The sequence below is a fragment of the Paenibacillus sp. PL91 genome (assembly GCF_012935325.2).
In the GTDB taxonomy this organism is placed as follows: Bacteria; Bacillota; Bacilli; order Paenibacillales; family Paenibacillaceae; genus Pristimantibacillus.
Window position 1 is genome coordinate 344,709 of the sequence record NZ_JABBYG020000004.1, and the last position, 16,171, is coordinate 360,879.

Genomic DNA, 16,171 nt, shown 5'->3' on the forward strand with positions numbered 1-16,171 from the left:
AACATAGGCACCAGCCAAGGGGAAAACGCATAGAATACCTTATCAATCGATGCCTAAAATTCATAAGGAATTGAGGAGATACCCGATGAAAGGTTCTCTAAGTACAGTTTGGCCCAGAGAGTTATGCGACCCGAGCGGACGTCGTAATGAGTATGAACTAAAATCCGATGATCCCCATGCAAATCAGGTCGTTGGCCGCGGTCAAACGATGGTCATCGATAAAGGCCTCGGCAGAAACTCATTTTTAGATTTAATTGAAACTGCCTCGGCCTATATGGATTGCATCAAATTCGGCTTTGGCACGGCCCCTCTTTATCATTCTGAGCTGTTGATTTATAAGATCAATCTTGCTAAAAAGCACGGTATTACGGTTATGCCAGGCGGTACTCTCTTAGAGACTGCGGTGCAGCAAGAGGTTGTGCCGGCTTTTTTTGATGCTGTATGCAAACTTGGGTTCAACGGAATTGAAGTGTCCGACGGCACGATCGAGCTTTCACGCCGCAAACGCACAGAATTGATAAAGGAAGGTGGAAAACGAGGCCTTCAGGTATTTACGGAGTATGGCAAAAAACTGTCAGGATCGCTTATAGATGCGAAGCATCTTGCTCAAACGCTTGAAATTGATTTGGAGGCAGGCGCAAAGCTTGTGACCGTTGAAGCCCGGGAATCGGGAGTCGGTGTCGGCCTATTCGATGAGAAAGGTGAATGCCGAGATCATGTTATAAATATGATCCTTCAGTTTGTACCGGATCCGCAGCGATTGATGTGGGAGACTCCGCTTAAGCACCAACAGGTGCATCTGCTGCGCGAGTTTGGTCCAAATGTACATTTGGGCAATATTCCTCCAGGAGAGGTCCTTTCTCTCGAGACGATGAGACGCGGACTTCGCCAGGATACATTCGAGTTTGGGGTAGAGGCTAGCGAAGCTCAAAAATTTTTTTATATGATTTAATGAATGATAGACAGAGGAAGCCTCTGATAGAAGGGGTTTCCTCTGCTATTTAGATAGACCTGAGTACATAGCGGCATCAGTTAGTTAGGCTATTAGGTTATTTTGGACAGGTGAAAATGATCAAGGAGGGTGAAAACGGTTTATTGACCTCAGGTAACGCCCGAACTAAGATGGAAGCAGGCTTATTCACTAAACAAAGCAAAGCAATGTACTGCTGCAGTTGATCGGTCAGAAATATGCTATCTCTTGGTCTTTGGATACCAAACCGCCATGCCTCGATACGGAATCGGTATCGGGGTTTCTTCGTTTTACAATCACCCGGGAAATAAGTAAACGTTTTGTGAAGCTAAAGTATTGTATTGTTACACGTATGGCATTAAAATTTCAGGTAAACGGTGGCTGCTGAACAAGAATCAGATGGTGCCAATCATCCCGGAGAGAAGTGAGGGCGAGTGATGAGCAAATCGTGGTTTTACCGGCTTCTTCTTTCCTATATGCCGATATTTATTATCGTCGTCACCTTTACTTTTTTCGTTTTTTTTCAGCTGATTAGCGAACAGGGCCGAAAAGAGGCTATCAATGCGAACAGTATGTTGTCATTGCAAGCAATGAGGCTTATAGACACGTCTTTAAGAGCTATTGATAATATGGTGATGAAGGAATCCATTAACAACAAATCGCTTATCGATTTTTTCAACAGCAAAGAGGGCGGCGATCCTTACATCAACATCAGCGCCGTCAAAAAAATGAACGATATGATCTCCTATTATCCGCTTATCGACTCCGTCTATCTGGTTCGATATGAGGATCAGGTTGTGCTCAGCAACGCAACAAACGGACATATCGACACGTATCCGGATAAGGCCTTCATTGAGCAGTACCGTAAGTCGATATCCCAAAAATGGACAGACGTTCGGACCTTCCGGCAGTTTACCGTCTTAGAGGGCAAAAAGGTTGTCAGTCTAGTGAGAGGCGCCCCGTTCATGACGAATGAAAAAGGAATGATTGTTGTGAATGTGGCTGCGGATTCCTTGCAGCGGCTCGTTCATGAGCTATACGATTCGAAGGTCAGCTTTATCCGAATTAAAGATGGAGCGGGCAACGATTTGCTGAAGCAGGCAGAGCCCGCGGAATCGATGCGTATTTATGCCGATTATAAATCGAGCTATTCGAATTGGTCTTATATAAGCGGCTTTGTACAAGGCACATTTATTCAAACGGTATCCTTGCTTTACAATGCTTGGTTTATCATCGGGCTCATATTGATCGTCGCTGGTCTCTTATGGATGATCTATATATCAAGGCGCAATGCTAAGCCGGTGGAACAAATTGTCTCACGCTTCAGCGGGTACAAGCTTGCTCTTGCTGGAGGAAGAATCAATCCGGGATCAGGAGGAATTAATGAATTTGTCTTTATTGAATCCGCCCTTGATAATTTGACGGAGCAGGCAAGACAATATCAGCAGCAATACAAAGAGGATCTCCATTTGCGGACTCGGAACCTGTTTCATCAGCTTATCGAGGATGGAACGGAGCTGACGCTTGCGGATTGGCGGCGCGAAGCGGAACGGCTGCAGCTTCCTGCGCCCTCGGAGAGCCATTCGCTTATTGTCCTGGAGATGGATAAGTACGGTGAGTTTTGCAGCAGCTATTCGCGTAACGATCAAAATCTGCTGAAGTTTGCCCTTCGCAGCATTACCTATGAGCAGTCTTCACGGTTCGGCTGCGAATGCTGGGCTGAATGGACAGCCTCATCGCGCTTGAGCGTTATTTTATTCGGCAGCGGTAGCGGGACTGAGGTCAATATGCTCCTTCAGCTATGCGACAGCATCCGTGAATGGACGGAGCAGAATATGAAATTCACCATAAGCATAGGCATTGGGGACCCGGCTTCGCATTTAGCCGAAATCTCCAAATCATTCAATCAAGCCTTGGAGGCACTTAACTACAAGATGGTGCTTGGCGAGAACCGCCTCATTACGCGTGAAGATGTGATGAGTCAAGGACAAGTAGAAGTATATGCCTATCTCGGCATTATTCGTTCTGCGGTCTATGACTTCCGCAAATCGGAAAATAGCTGGAGAGGCCAATTGGATGATTTGTTCAGCCAAATGAAGCGAGGCTTGCTGACCAAGGACGAAATCATGAATGTTATCAATTACTTGCTCTACAGCTTGGGTCGTGAATTGTCGGGTCTCGGCAAGGAATTTCAGGTCGTATGGGAAACGGAAGCACTGCCGATACTGACGGATAAATTAGATAAATGCCACAATTTGGAAAAAATGAGCGAGGCTATAATCGGTGTCATGACAGAGCTTGAGGATACGTTCGCAGATATGCGCTATAACGGCCAGCATGCCGGGATCATCCTGGAAATGCGCCGCTTCATCGAAGAGGAATACGTTAATCCAAACATGTCACTTGAATTGTTAAGCGAGAAATTCAATATAAATGCGAAATACGTGAGCAAGCTGTTCAAGGAAACAACAGGACAGAAGTTTATCGATTTCTTAATCTATATTCGCTTGAATGAAGCGAAAAGACTTCTGGTCGAGACGCGCAGGCCGGTTCAGAGCATCGCTGAAGAGGTCGGCTACACAAGTGCGATATCGTTTACCCGGGTATTTAAGAAGGTCATCGGATGTTCGCCGGGCGAATACCGTTCAGAGACGCTAAAGCAGCAAAACGGCTAATCGCGAATCAACGTGTTGAAAATAGTTAAGCGCTAGAATAATGTTAATCATTTTATTTCAAAAAGGTTGCCAAAAATGACGGCAGCACCGGCTGTATAAGGTGCTGCCGTTTGTTGTGCACCAGTGTTTGCGAAAAAGGTTAAGCATGGAATTAATGTATCTTGTGCCGCAGGGAGAGCGGATTATAGAATGATCACATGAAAGCACGGTCACAATCGAAGCTGTTAAAAAGGAGGCAAGCCCTTGTCCAAGCTTAATAACGAATGGCAATCCGTCTCAGTACCCCATGTGCAAGCAGCGAGTCGTTATGCACCTATGCGCAAAATGGCTCGCCACTGGCAATTGTATCTCGTCATCCTATTGCCGATTGCTTACCTCATTATTTTCAAATATGTACCGATGGCTGGCATCATGATCGCATTCAAAGACTACAACGTCATTAAAGGCATTTTTGGGAGCGAATGGGTCGGACTGAAATACTTTAATCAGTTTTTCGAGTCTCCGAACTTTTGGCTGTATATGAAAAATACGCTCGGCATTAGTCTCTATGGCTTGCTTGTCGGGTTCCCTGCCCCAATCATTCTAGCGCTTGCTCTCAATGAAGTACGCAATGGCCTGTTCAAGAAAAGCGTGCAGCTGGTCTCGTATGCGCCTTACTTTATTTCGACGGTTATTATGGTGTCTATATTAATCGTCAACTTGACCCCAAACGTTGGGATTGTGAGCAAGCTGTTTTCGATGCTCGGCGTGGAAAATACGAATTTTATGGGCATCCCGTCCTTATTCAAATCCATTTATGTCTGGTCGGACGTTTGGCAGCATACCGGATACGGCGCCATTATCTATATCGCAGCTTTAGCGGGTGTTAATCCCGAGCTGTATGAGGCGGCGAAGGTCGACGGTGCGTCTAGAATCCAAAAAATAATCAATGTCGATATTCCAAGCCTGATTCCGGTTTCCGTTATTCTTCTTATTCTTAATTTGGGCAATCTGATGAAGCTTGGCTTTGAGAAAATATATTTGATGCAAAATCCGCTCAATCTTGCGACCTCCGAGGTCATTTCCACTTACGTGTATAAGGTGGGCTTGCTCGGCTCGAGCTTCAGCTTCTCGGCTGCAATCGGCGTTTTCAACTCGGTTATTAATCTAGCTTTGCTTGTCATCGTTAACTATGTGGCAAGAAAGCTGTCTAATAATAGTTTGTGGTAATGTACTTCATTTCTAGTCTGCCAAGCCCGAATCTGGGCGGAGAGGAGAACCTATGGCAAAAAGCGTATCCATTCGAGAATCAAGCGGAGACCGCGTATTTATGGTCTTGATCTATGCGTTTCTGACCATGGTCCTATTAATTGTGCTTCTGCCGCTGCTTTACATCGTAAGCTCATCATTTAGTTCGCCGCAGGCTGTCGTTTCCGGAAAAGTATGGCTATTCCCGATTCAATTTACTTTAGACGGCTATAAAGCTGTTTTCAACAATCCGCAGATCGGTACAGGCTTTATGAATTCCTTGTATTATACGGTTGTCGGCACGTTAATTAACGTAGTTCTGACGGTAATGCTTGCTTATCCGCTGGCGAGAAAGACTTTTTACGGACGGAATTTCTTCATGGTTCTTCTCGTCATAACGATGATGTTTGAAGGAGGGCTTATCCCGTATTATTTGGTCGTGAAGGACCTGAATTTGCTGGATACGCGATGGGCGATGATTTTGCCGGGAGCGCTTGCGGTTTTCCAGGTCATCATAGCGAGAACCTTTTTCCAGACGAGCATCCCGGAAGAGCTTTCTGAGGCCGCCGATCTAGACGGCTGCAGCGATATTCGTTTTATTTTCAGCATCGTCCTCCCGCTTTCCAAACCGATATTGGCCGTTATGATGCTGATGTATGCGGTAGGCCATTGGAATGCATACTTCGATGCCCTTATCTTCCTGCGCTCACCAGACCTGTTCCCATTACAGATCGTGCTGCGCAACGTGCTTATTCTAAATACGGTAGATGCATCTATGATCTCCAATGCCAATCAAATGCTTGCCCAGCAGGGACTGAAGGATCTGCTCAAATATTCATTGATTGTTGTCGCCAGCGGTCCGGTGCTTCTGATCTATCCGTTTGTGCAGAAGTATTTTGTAAAGGGTGTCATGATCGGTTCGTTAAAGGGATAAACAGGAATGATTCTTTGGAGGGGGGATGGGTCGCCTTTGGGGCCGGGGCGGTCATTCATATACGAGTTAGCGCCAATGCTTGTTACGGGGAGTATAACGGATATAACAAGGAGGAGTCGGTTCGATGAGAAAAGGATGGAAAAAACCTAATGCAATCTTATTGTGTATCGTGCTTAGCTGTGTCGTTTTTGTTGCTGCATGCAGCAACAATTCGGAAGCGCCTAATAATGGTAATACAGAAGGCGGACAGACCGCGACCAATCAACCGCAAGAGGATGTTTTCACAGAGGTGGGCACGTATCCAATTGTGAACAAGCAGCTGACGCTTAAGATGTTTGCCCCTCAGCTTCCAACGATCGAGAACATGGAGACGAATGCTTTTACGAAGCATTTGGAAGAGAAGACGAACATTAAGATTGCATGGGATCTTGTCCCAAACAACGCCCTTGAAGACCGCAAGCAGCTGATGCTGGCGAGCGGCGATTATCCAGAAGTGATCCTGCATGGGAATCTGACCAGGGAAGAACAGATGAAGTACGGGAAGCAAGGCGTATTCCTTCCTCTTAATGATTTGATTGACAAGTATGCTCCTACTATAAAGAAGGCACTTGAGGATATTCCTTATATGAAGTCGTCCATTACGTCACCAGACGGTAACATTTATGCGCTGCCGCAAATTAATGAATGCTACCACTGTGATAATGCATTAAAGCTTTGGATCAACAAGGCGTGGCTCGAAAAGCTTGGACTCCAGCTGCCGACTACAACGGAAGAGTTCTACCTGGTTATGAAGGCATTCAAGGAACAGGACCCGAATGGCAACGGAAAGAAGGATGAGCTTCCGCTAACGGGCTCCGATGAAATGTGGGCGGGGAACGTGTCCGCTTACTTGATGAACGCCTTTATTGTGGATGATTATACCGAGAAGAACGCTGGCACCTTCTTATCTGTCAAGGATGGCAAGGTCGACTTCGCGGCGAACAAAGATGAATGGAAACAAGGGCTTGAATATTTGAACAAATTGTACGCGGAGGGTTTAATCGACCCGGCAGCTTTCACGCAAAATGCCGATGCCATCCAGCAGCTGGCGAATCGGGAGCCAGATAACATCATGGGCGCTGCGACGACCGCGCTTATCAGCTATGGCTATAATATGACGGAAACGCAGCCTCGGCATAAAGATTATGTGACGCTGCCTCCGCTTAAAGGACCAAATGGCGTCCAACAGACGCTCAACTTCGCCGGCATTAGCAAATCGCAATTTGCGATCACGAACAAGGCTACGGAGGAGCAGCAGATTGCAGCGATTCGATTAGCTGATTATTTGTATACGGAGGAAGCCATTGTATTGCAGGAGAATGGTCCTGAAGGTAAAGGCTGGCGCAAGGCGGCGGACGGCGAGCTGGACATCGACGGTAAGCCAGCCAAATACGCGAATATTCAACAGGAGAGCAAGCAAACCCACAACGACGGTTGGGAACAGATCGGGCCTTCTCTGCGCACGTATGAGTACCGTTCCTCATGGATGGCGATTCAGGACCCGCTTGCTGATGGCGGCTATGGAACACGATTGAACACGGAATCGAAAAAATATGAGTCCTTCCATTCCAAAGAAATGTATCCTAACGGCGTATTCATCGCGCAAGAGGATGCGGAAATCGCAGCTCAGCTGAAAACGACGATCGTTGATTATACGAAGTCGAATATGGCTCAGTTTATTACCGGCTCCAAAGACATCAGCAAGGAATGGGACGCGTATGTGAAGGGCTTTGACGGATTGCAGCTCGGTCAATATATCGATATTTATCAGAAGGCATTAAGCACCCCATAAGAAAGCATAGTGCGAGGCCGCTCCGGTTACAGACCATTTCTGTGGAGCGGCCTCATTCATAACGATTCTAGGAGGCTTTGTTACGATGAGTGAATTAATTGCTGATAATCTGCCAGATGAGAACGAAGAACAAGAGCTGCATGAAGGCGTCCATAATTTCAGCAGCGAGCGCGAGTGGATACGTCCCGACAACCCGGTTACGCTGGAGCGCCTGGAATGGTTCAAGGATCAGAAGCTTGCACTGATGATGCACTGGGGACCGTATTCACAGCTTGGCGTTGTAGAGTCTTGGGCGCTTAGCGATGAGGATCAGGATTGGTCCCGTGAAGGCATTGACTGGGAGAAGGATGGGGAAGCGTTCAAGCGTCAATATTTTGACTTAAACAAGACGTTTAATCCGATCCGCTTTCAGCCTGAGGTATGGGCAGACTTGGCCGAAGAGGGCGGGTTTAAATATTTGATCTTTACGACGAAGCACCACGACGGCTTCTGCATGTGGGATACGAAAACGACGGATTACCGCATCACCGGCGAGCAGACTCCCTTTCATACGAACAAAAACGCCGATATATGCCGCCATGTATTCGATGCGTTTCGGGCCAAAGGAATGGCTATTGCCGCTTATTTCTCGAAAGCAGACTGGCATACGCCTTATTACTGGGCGCCAGATATGGAGCGCAGTCTGACGAATACCCGGCGCGGACCTACCTATGATCCGCAGCAGCATCCTGAGCTGTGGAGCAAGTTCGTTTCGTTTACGCATGAGCAGATTAACGAATTATTGACCCAGTATGGCCGCATTGATGTTCTTTGGCTCGATGCTGGCTGGGTAAAGCCGCTCCGAAGCGGACAGGACATTCGTCTTGGCGAAATCGTTGAGAAGGCCAGGGAGCATCAGCCGTGGCTGCTTTCGGCAGACCGTACGGTAGGGGGCCCTTATGAAAATTACGTCACTCCTGAGCAGACGATTCCAACCGAGGCAATGAACATACCATGGGAAAGCTGCATTACGATGGGCACTTCCTTTTCTTTCCGATATGAAGACCAATATAAACCGACTCGCCAAATCGTAAAGATTTTGCTCGAGGTAGTGGCAAAGGGCGGGAACCTTGCGTTAAATGTGGCCCCGCAGCCTGACGGCAGGCTGCCGGAAGGCGCGATCAAGCGCATGAAGGAGCTTGGTGCGTGGCTGAAAGTGAACGGAGAGGCCATATATGGTACTCGCATTTGCGCGCCATATTATACAGGCAGTCAAGCCTTCACGCAAAAAGGGCATGCCGTCTATTGCTCCTGCCTGTACGCATCGGCGGAATCAGAAATTTCAGAGACTATATTTATTCCATTTAATGATACTCTGGAATCGGTAGAGCTGCTAGGCATGGAAGGGAAGCTGGAGTGGACACGCGAGGCTGACGGCATCTATGTTCAGCTGCCAACGGCCGCCATCGCGGAAAAAGCGCCGATCGCGCATGTATTTCGGATACTGAGAAAATAAAACACTCGTAATAAGCTAAGGCTTCCAAGCTGATTTTGGATGAACAATCCGAAACCAGCTTTTTTAGTTAATGATATGCTTTGAATTACGTAGGAATAAATCTCCTTATGCTTTATAGTAATAACCATGATGTCGAAGCAGATGTAATTGAAGGAAGGGGTTTTTCGTTTGAACCTAAAACGATTTTGTGAGTGCATTAAGCTTGACCCTGCTGCTCAGCAGCAAATTTATGCATGCCCTATGGAGGAAGAAGAGTATTTGGCGCATAAAAAGCACTTTTATTCAGATCGATGCTCTTTTTTTGAGTCGGTAAAGCAAACGACAGGCTACCGTCAGCTGCTACTGTATTTATTCGTAAGATTTGCGGTGGATGCCCATGAGGAGTACCAGATTCGAGGGATCAGTGATGAAATCTATTATGATACTTTCTCGGATATTCAGATCTGGTGTTTGAAATGCTTGCGTGATTTCGGAGAATACGGGATCGAGGAATATAACTGGCTGCAGGAGCATGTGCAGCTTCGGTTGTTCCGATTGGGAAGATTGCAATTTCAACCCTTCGCCTTTGACCGCGACATAGAGGTTGAAGGGCGAAAAATAGTTAAAAACCAAATCGTGTTTAATGTACATATTCCGTCAGGAGAGCCGTTGATCGCACAAGGTGCTCAGAAATCGTTTGAATTGGCGAGAGCTTTCTTTAGAGGGATATCTCCTGTTTTTATTTGTCATTCGTGGCTGCTCTATCCGGGGTTAAGTGAGATCCTGGACGCTGACTCAAATATTTTACAGTTTCAAAACCATTTCTACATCTATGAGGTTGAAGAAGATTCAAGGGAAGCAGAACAAAGAATATTCAATCGGATTTGCGCCGATCCATCCGAATATGAAGAGCAAACCCGTTTGCAGCGCAGCGCGAAAGCTTTTCTGGCTGCTGGGCGCAAGCTGGGAAGCGGTTACGGAATCAAGCTGAATGGAAGCGTTTAACGGGTACCGTCAAAGGCTGACATATGCCGAAGAGTTAATATAATGGAAAAGCTGAGGTTGGCTTTGAGCCAACCTCGGCTTTTTTTTGTTTTATTTTTTGTAAAAAATTATATTCATATATCCATTTTTTTATAGTTCTTTTGGATTATCTTATTATTTTCAGTTTATTTTATATTTTCATATATTCGCTCGAAATGTAAGGGTTTACAAATTGCTGCAGTTTTCGTGAATCCATTCAGCTCATTTTGTCGTTTCATCGTTTAAACAGAACAAGAAGCGGCGTGTGCTGAAATGAAGAAATAGTGTAACAGATGCCAGTAAAGATACCGTGTTTCGGTTTTTAAATTAAAGCAGATAGTCACAGCTGCGATTTCCTTTAGGCGGGTTTTAATAAAAATTGCTGTCTTTTTAAGGTTTTAATTAAGTGATGCGGCGCTCCTTTCATTACCTCAGCCGCATTTGACAGATAATAATAAGCGTTAAAAATAAAGCCCTAAAAGTCCTGAAACGAATTTAAGGTCTTTACTCCTCCATTGCACAGAGTTGCACAAATCGGGAGCGGGCCTTTAGAAATAGGGCTTAGGACTTGGACTCCATAAATAGAAAAATTTACAATAAAACAAGTTGACCAATACATATTCTGTGTTATTATTTTGAATAAATGCATACATAACTGGAATCTGATGGTTTGGGAATGAATGAAAGGACACCTATTTATTAACAGGTATACTTACACAAAGAAAAGGTGGATGCCGTGAAGAAGTGGATTTGGGTCATTGTTATCGTTCTCATTATTGGTGTTATTAGCAGCTTTTCCATCATCGCAATGAATCAACCTGTTACAGTTGTATTAGGGGAAGTTACTCAACAATCAATGGCGGAAGAGATATATGTTAGCGGAAAACTGGAAACCAAACAGACAACTCCACTTTATTCGGATACGAACGGGCTAATCAAAGAGCTGAAGGTGAAGGAAGGAGACAAAATCAAGAAGGGACAGGTTTTAATTACGTTGAATATGGATAGCGTTACGCAGGCTTTGGCGGAAGAGCTTGTTAGTTTGGAAATCACGCAAGCAGAGAGATTGGCTGCAAAACAAGAGCACTTCAAGAAATTCCAGCAGCAGCAGATTGAAAATCAAGATGCGATCAATGAGCCCTTGAATTTAGAGCAATACGATCTTCGAATCAAAACCCACAACATTAAAATCAACGCGATGGAGAAAAAGCTGGTTAAGGATGAAATCAAAGCTAATGCAGACGGAACCGTCACGGAATTATCTGTGAACAGCGGGCAGTTGATTAGTGAAGGCATGCTTATTTTGAAAGCTTCAGATTTCTCAGCTTATCAGGTAGTTGCTGACATCAACGAAATCGAGGCGGGAAAAGTAAAGCTCGGCATGCCCGTAACGATTAGCGGTGAGTCATTTGCAGATGTTTACGAGGGCAAGGTATCCAAGATGGCGTCAACTGCCGTTGTGACAGACCCTGCTTATAAGGATGCTTTCGTCGCAACGACGATAGCGCTGCAGCAAGTGAGCGATGAGCTGCGACCAGGCTACAATGTCAACGTGGAATTAAATATTCCCGATAAGCAAAGGATAGTCGTTCCCTTGGAAGCTGTCGTACAAAGCGAAGGGAAATCATACATATACAAGGTTGAGCAAAATAAAGCAGTAAAAGTCCAGATCGAAACAGGGAAAGAGAATGATGAGTATTACGAGGTTGTTTCAGGCGCTGCCTTAGGGGATAAGATCGTCATTAAAGATGTGGAATTGCTTACAGACGGCAGCAAGGTGGTTGTCCAATGATTACTCTTCAAGACATTCGAAAAGTATATCGTAACGGCCCGCTTGAGGTAGAGGCTTTAGCTTCTGTTAATTTGACGATCGAACGCGGTGAATTCGTCGCTATTATGGGGTCTTCTGGCTCTGGAAAATCAACCTTAATGAATATTATCGGCTGTCTGGATGTGCCCACATCAGGCAAATACATATTGGATGGCGAGGAAGTACAGGCACTCGACGAGGTGCGCCTCTCCTCCGTTCGCAATCGCAAAATCGGCTTTGTGTTTCAAAGCTTTAATTTGCTGGGCAGACAAACGGTCTTACATAACGTTGAGCTTCCGATGATGTACGGCGGATTAAGCCGGGCCAAGCGGAACGACAGGGCATTAGAGCTGCTCGAAAAGGTAGGACTCGGCGGACGAGTGAAGCATAAGCCTACTGAGCTGTCTGGCGGTCAGCGGCAGCGGGTTGCTATTGCACGCGCATTGACCATGAACGCGCCGATTTTGCTAGCTGATGAGCCTACCGGCAATCTGGATTCCAAGTCGTCAGAGGAAGTCATGCAGCTATTCAAAAATATCCATCAAGAAGGAACGACGATCATTCTTGTTACGCATGAGCCGGAAATTGCAGAGCATGCTGAGCGTGTCCTTTGGTTCGGAGATGGGAAGCTGCTGAGAGAAACGCGTAAAGGGAGTGCCTCTACATGAGCTTGTGGGAAAGCATCCTGGTAGCGCTGGACAATTTGAGAGTCAACAAAATGCGTTCGCTGCTTACGATGATCGGGATCGTCTTTGGCGTTATGGCCGTTGTAACGGTTGTATCGATCGGGCAGGCGGGTCAAGCCTCTGTCTTGAATGAACTATCCAATTATAGTGACGGTTATTTCGTTGTTTTCAAAACGGCTGGAGAAGGAAGTTCCAATGCTAGCATTACATTAAGAGATTTGAACGAGGCTCGTAAACTGAAGGGCGTCAAATTTGTTTCTACCAGCAGCAGCTTTCAAATGTCGGAGATGCGCGAAACGGAGAAGCTTCTGATTAACCTGCTGGGTACGACATCTGATATAACAAAGATGCAAAAAATTGATTTGTTGACCGGACGTTTCTTTACTGCTCAAGAGCAGCGCACGAAGCAGAAAGTGCTCGTCGTAGAAAGCAAGTATGCCGAGAAGGTTTACGGATCTCCTGAACGAGCATTGAATCGAAAGGTAAAGCTTTCGGGAGGAACCTTCCAAATTGTAGGCGTATATAAGCCGCAAAAAAGTATTTTAGGCGATATGGGTGGAACCCAGTATAACGCTTATGCACCGTTAGAGTCGATGCCGAACTCAAGTGCTGGACGCTATCTTAGCTCACTAGACATCGTATCGGAAAATCCTGAGCAAATGGAAGATTTGATGGATGAGATGAAGGAATGGCTCGCTCTCAGACATAATGCTGAACCGGAGCATTTCACCTCCCAATCGGGCAAGGAAGCACAGGATATGGTATCCAGCATTTTTGGCATCCTTCAGGTTGTAATCGGCTCAATCGCCGCAATATCGCTTCTTGTAGGCGGAATCGGAATCATGAATATTATGCTCGTATCTGTAACGGAGCGAACGCGCGAGATTGGAATACGCAAAGCGATCGGGGCGACCCCGAGTGCCATTAAGCTGCAGTTTTTAATCGAGTCAGTCATCCTTTCCTTTCTAGGCGGAATGACAGGCGCACTGCTAGGGTTACTAGTAGGAGCGGGTGTTTCTTTCTTCATGGCTCTGCCTAGCGTAATTTCCATCTGGGCTATCGTGCTGGCATTCGCCTTCTCTGCAACCGTCGGCATTTTCTTTGGCTATTATCCGGCAAATAAGGCCGCCAAGCTGCAGCCGATTGAAGCGCTAAGATACGAATAACCTAATCGAACAATCGAACGTAGAAAGGCCGTGGGAGGAATGCCGGATGGATCATTCGGAGGAATTTGCCCGATTTATTGAGCCGCATATGAAGAAGGTTCATAATCATTGTCTTTATCTGGCAAGCTGCAAATGGGATGCTGATGATCTGGTGCAGGATGTGCTGATTAAGGCTTATCAATATTACCGTAAGGTTGGTGCCTTTCAGCACCCGTTAACGCTTCTTAACAAAATTGCCCGCAATCTATGGATTGACCAGCTCCGCAGACGCCGCAAAACGATCGTATCGATTGAAGCGGCCGCAAAGCTAGCATATAACGATCTGAATTATGCTGCGGTAAGAGGGCTTGTAGAATGGATATCTGAGCATTTGGCCGAGCGCGAGGTTGTCATGCTGCTGCTTTCGGAGGTGTTTAATTATTCGTATCAAAATATAGCCGAGGAGCTGCAGTGTTCAGTCGGTTCTGTTAGAATGTCGCTGCATCGTTCTAAGGTATCGTTGCGGATTACTCGAACGCCATACAATGATCGATTCAATCGAAAGAGGATGTCAGACTATCAAATTGATTGTTGGACGCAAGCCATCATGAATGACGAGCCGGTCAAAAATGAGCAGATGGAGGCTTAATACATGCTTCAAATCTTTGCTGTCCCAATGAAAGAGCGGATGAGCAAAGCAGCGTTTAATCGCTTGATGGACGAATCATCCCTCGAAAGGCAAGCAAAAGCGCGGCGTTTCATAAAATGTGAAGATGCAGCGCGAAGCTTAATCGGAGAGAGGCTGGCAAGAGAGGTGATTGCTAGGCATACCGGTATGTCTGTCTTTGATATTCGATTTGAGGCCAATAAATACGGCAAACCTCATGTTAGGGATACGAGGGAAGCGATCTATTTTAACCTTTCACATTCCGCGGAATGGATCGTTTGTGCCATTGACCATTGGCCGGTAGGCATAGATGTGGAACAGATTAATCCAATCGACTTGCAAATCGCCAACCAGTTTTTTTCAGAACGGGAGTGCGCGCAGCTTATGTCGCTGCCTTCAGAGCAGCGTCTATCTTATTTTTTTGAATTATGGACGATGAAGGAAAGCTATATTAAAGCAGATGGCAGAGGGCTTTCGATTCCATTAAATTCTTTTACCATACAAAAAAACGGCGCTACCTCTGCGCATATAACGGAGGAGCGATTAAGCGGCTATTATTTCAAGCTATACGATATCGATCCCGCCTATAAGCTTGCCGTGTGCAGGATGAGAGCAGAATTCCCAGAGAGCATTACGATAGTGGAACTTTCTTCGTTATTGATTTCCGTATTTTAACTTTATGTGTAAAATAAACGTTTTTTTCTTTTAAATATTAAGTTTCTTATCGAAAAGTTATCTTGACGCTAATATTCAGATGACAAATTTGGTGTAATTTATATGTATGATGTTTATACATGATTAATCAAGGTTGGTGATGTAATAATTAAATGAATAAATAAGGATTTATATAATTTCGACCTCTAATAATGATATACATAGATGTGTTTGATTAATTATTATCCTATTAAAAAAGAATAAAGAGGTGGAATAATGACAAGCAAGCTTCATTCTTGGTTTGTTCCCGCGAATGTCCATACACATGCGAAATTACGTTTATTTTGCTTTCCTTATGCAGGTGGCGGCGCTAGTGTTTATCGCGATTGGCATAAGCTTTTTCCGAAGGAAATCGAAGTTTGTGCTGTTCAGCTCCCAGGAAGAGAAAGCAGAGGCTTAGAAGCTCCTATCCATTCACTAGACCAGCTTGTAGCCGTGATAGCTGAAGAAATTCAACCATTGCTTAATAAGCCGTTCGCCTTTTTCGGTCATAGCATGGGGGCGCTGATCGCTTTCGAAACAGCCCGCCATTTAAGCAGAAAAAATAATAGAACCCCCGACCACCTATTCGTTTCAGGCCGATCTGCTCCTCATCTCACACACCGATATAGGAAGCTTCACCTACTCCCAGATGACGAACTCAAAAATGAATTAAAGCTTTTAAATGGCACCCCGGATGCCGTGCTGCAAAATAAAGAGTTGATGGACCTTATACTGCCTCGATTGAGGGCAGACTTTGAGGTTTGTGAAACATATAAGTACACGGTTGATAAGCCAGTCAATTGCCCGATTACTGCTTATGGGGGAAAGGATGATCTGGCTGTCAGCTTTGAATCGCTGGCTGCTTGGCGTGAACATACCAGTCATCATGCTGATTTGAAAATGTTCGAAGGCGATCATTTCTTTCTGCATAATGAGCAAGAGAATTTGGCGCAAAGCTTGAACAGCAGCGTTCTTCAGACTGCCAAAGTCTTAGAGAGCAGCTTTATTAGCGTGCCAGTGAGATAGGTATGAT

General features: G+C 45.6%; 13 protein-coding genes. All 13 read left to right on the forward strand.

Annotation, left to right across the window (positions count from 1 at the left end):
* The first annotated feature begins 85 nt into the window (after positions 1 to 85).
* The 13 genes from comA to HI950_RS12815 all read left to right on the forward strand — a co-directional run bounded on the left by comA (position 86) and on the right by HI950_RS12815 (position 16,164).
* Positions 86 to 952 (forward strand): phosphosulfolactate synthase, encoded by an 867-nt coding sequence (comA, locus tag HI950_RS12755; protein WP_169082382.1) that lies wholly within the window; start codon positions 86 to 88, stop codon positions 950 to 952.
* A 455-nt stretch (positions 953 to 1,407) separates the two neighbouring features.
* A complete protein-coding gene (locus HI950_RS12760) occupies positions 1,408 to 3,645 on the forward strand; it encodes a helix-turn-helix domain-containing protein (protein WP_169082381.1) in 2,238 nt (745 codons plus the stop codon).
* A gap of 315 nt (positions 3,646 to 3,960) precedes the next feature.
* On the forward strand, positions 3,961 to 4,854 hold the full coding sequence (locus HI950_RS12765; protein ID WP_169082796.1) for an ABC transporter permease: 894 nt from the start codon (positions 3,961 to 3,963) through the stop codon (positions 4,852 to 4,854).
* A 52-nt stretch (positions 4,855 to 4,906) separates the two neighbouring features.
* Complete coding sequence (locus HI950_RS12770) at positions 4,907 to 5,806, forward strand: carbohydrate ABC transporter permease (RefSeq protein ID WP_169082380.1); 900 nt, start codon at positions 4,907 to 4,909, stop codon at positions 5,804 to 5,806.
* 124 nt (positions 5,807 to 5,930) lie between these two features.
* Entirely contained in the window at positions 5,931 to 7,637 is a 1,707-nt protein-coding gene (locus HI950_RS12775) for an ABC transporter substrate-binding protein (protein ID WP_169082379.1), read from the forward strand.
* An 85-nt stretch (positions 7,638 to 7,722) separates the two neighbouring features.
* Entirely contained in the window at positions 7,723 to 9,132 is a 1,410-nt protein-coding gene (locus tag HI950_RS12780) for an alpha-L-fucosidase (protein WP_169082378.1), read from the forward strand.
* 168 nt (positions 9,133 to 9,300) lie between these two features.
* Positions 9,301 to 10,116 (forward strand): acyltransferase domain-containing protein, encoded by an 816-nt coding sequence (locus HI950_RS12785; protein ID WP_169082377.1) that lies wholly within the window; start codon positions 9,301 to 9,303, stop codon positions 10,114 to 10,116.
* A 754-nt stretch (positions 10,117 to 10,870) separates the two neighbouring features.
* Positions 10,871 to 11,926 carry an efflux RND transporter periplasmic adaptor subunit gene (locus tag HI950_RS12790; RefSeq protein WP_169082376.1) on the forward strand — a complete coding sequence of 352 codons (1,056 nt, stop codon included), beginning with the start codon at positions 10,871 to 10,873 and terminating at the stop codon, positions 11,924 to 11,926.
* Positions 11,923 to 12,612 carry an ABC transporter ATP-binding protein gene (locus tag HI950_RS12795; RefSeq protein WP_169082375.1) on the forward strand — a complete coding sequence of 230 codons (690 nt, stop codon included), beginning with the start codon at positions 11,923 to 11,925 and terminating at the stop codon, positions 12,610 to 12,612. The genes HI950_RS12790 and HI950_RS12795 overlap by 4 nt, the downstream gene beginning before the upstream one ends.
* On the forward strand, positions 12,609 to 13,796 hold the full coding sequence (locus HI950_RS12800) for an ABC transporter permease (protein ID WP_169082374.1): 1,188 nt from the start codon (positions 12,609 to 12,611) through the stop codon (positions 13,794 to 13,796). Before HI950_RS12795 ends, HI950_RS12800 begins: the two co-directional genes overlap by 4 nt.
* A gap of 46 nt (positions 13,797 to 13,842) precedes the next feature.
* Positions 13,843 to 14,424 (forward strand): RNA polymerase sigma factor, encoded by a 582-nt coding sequence (locus HI950_RS12805; RefSeq protein ID WP_169082373.1) that lies wholly within the window; start codon positions 13,843 to 13,845, stop codon positions 14,422 to 14,424.
* Between the two features lie 3 nt (positions 14,425 to 14,427).
* Complete coding sequence (locus HI950_RS12810) at positions 14,428 to 15,117, forward strand: 4'-phosphopantetheinyl transferase family protein (protein WP_169082372.1); 690 nt, start codon at positions 14,428 to 14,430, stop codon at positions 15,115 to 15,117.
* Positions 15,118 to 15,372: 255 nt separating this feature from the next.
* On the forward strand, positions 15,373 to 16,164 hold the full coding sequence (locus HI950_RS12815; RefSeq protein ID WP_169082371.1) for a thioesterase II family protein: 792 nt from the start codon (positions 15,373 to 15,375) through the stop codon (positions 16,162 to 16,164).
* Positions 16,165 to 16,171: the final 7 nt, after the last annotated feature.

Bases quoted from the DNA above. Each gene is read 5' to 3' on its own strand.
- HI950_RS12795 (WP_169082375.1), top strand. From the start codon at position 11,923: ATGATTACTCTTCAAGACATTCGAAAAGTATATCGTAACGGCCCGCTT.
- HI950_RS12815 (WP_169082371.1), top strand. From the start codon at position 15,373: ATGACAAGCAAGCTTCATTCTTGGTTTGTTCCCGCGAATGTCCATACA.
- HI950_RS12775 (WP_169082379.1), top strand. From the start codon at position 5,931: ATGAGAAAAGGATGGAAAAAACCTAATGCAATCTTATTGTGTATCGTG.
- HI950_RS12800 (WP_169082374.1), top strand. From the start codon at position 12,609: ATGAGCTTGTGGGAAAGCATCCTGGTAGCGCTGGACAATTTGAGAGTC.
- comA (WP_169082382.1), top strand. From the start codon at position 86: ATGAAAGGTTCTCTAAGTACAGTTTGGCCCAGAGAGTTATGCGACCCG.
- HI950_RS12810 (WP_169082372.1), top strand. From the start codon at position 14,428: ATGCTTCAAATCTTTGCTGTCCCAATGAAAGAGCGGATGAGCAAAGCA.
- HI950_RS12770 (WP_169082380.1), top strand. From the start codon at position 4,907: ATGGCAAAAAGCGTATCCATTCGAGAATCAAGCGGAGACCGCGTATTT.
- HI950_RS12765 (WP_169082796.1), top strand. From the start codon at position 3,961: ATGCGCAAAATGGCTCGCCACTGGCAATTGTATCTCGTCATCCTATTG.
- HI950_RS12780 (WP_169082378.1), top strand. From the start codon at position 7,723: ATGAGTGAATTAATTGCTGATAATCTGCCAGATGAGAACGAAGAACAA.
- HI950_RS12760 (WP_169082381.1), top strand. From the start codon at position 1,408: ATGAGCAAATCGTGGTTTTACCGGCTTCTTCTTTCCTATATGCCGATA.
- HI950_RS12805 (WP_169082373.1), top strand. From the start codon at position 13,843: ATGGATCATTCGGAGGAATTTGCCCGATTTATTGAGCCGCATATGAAG.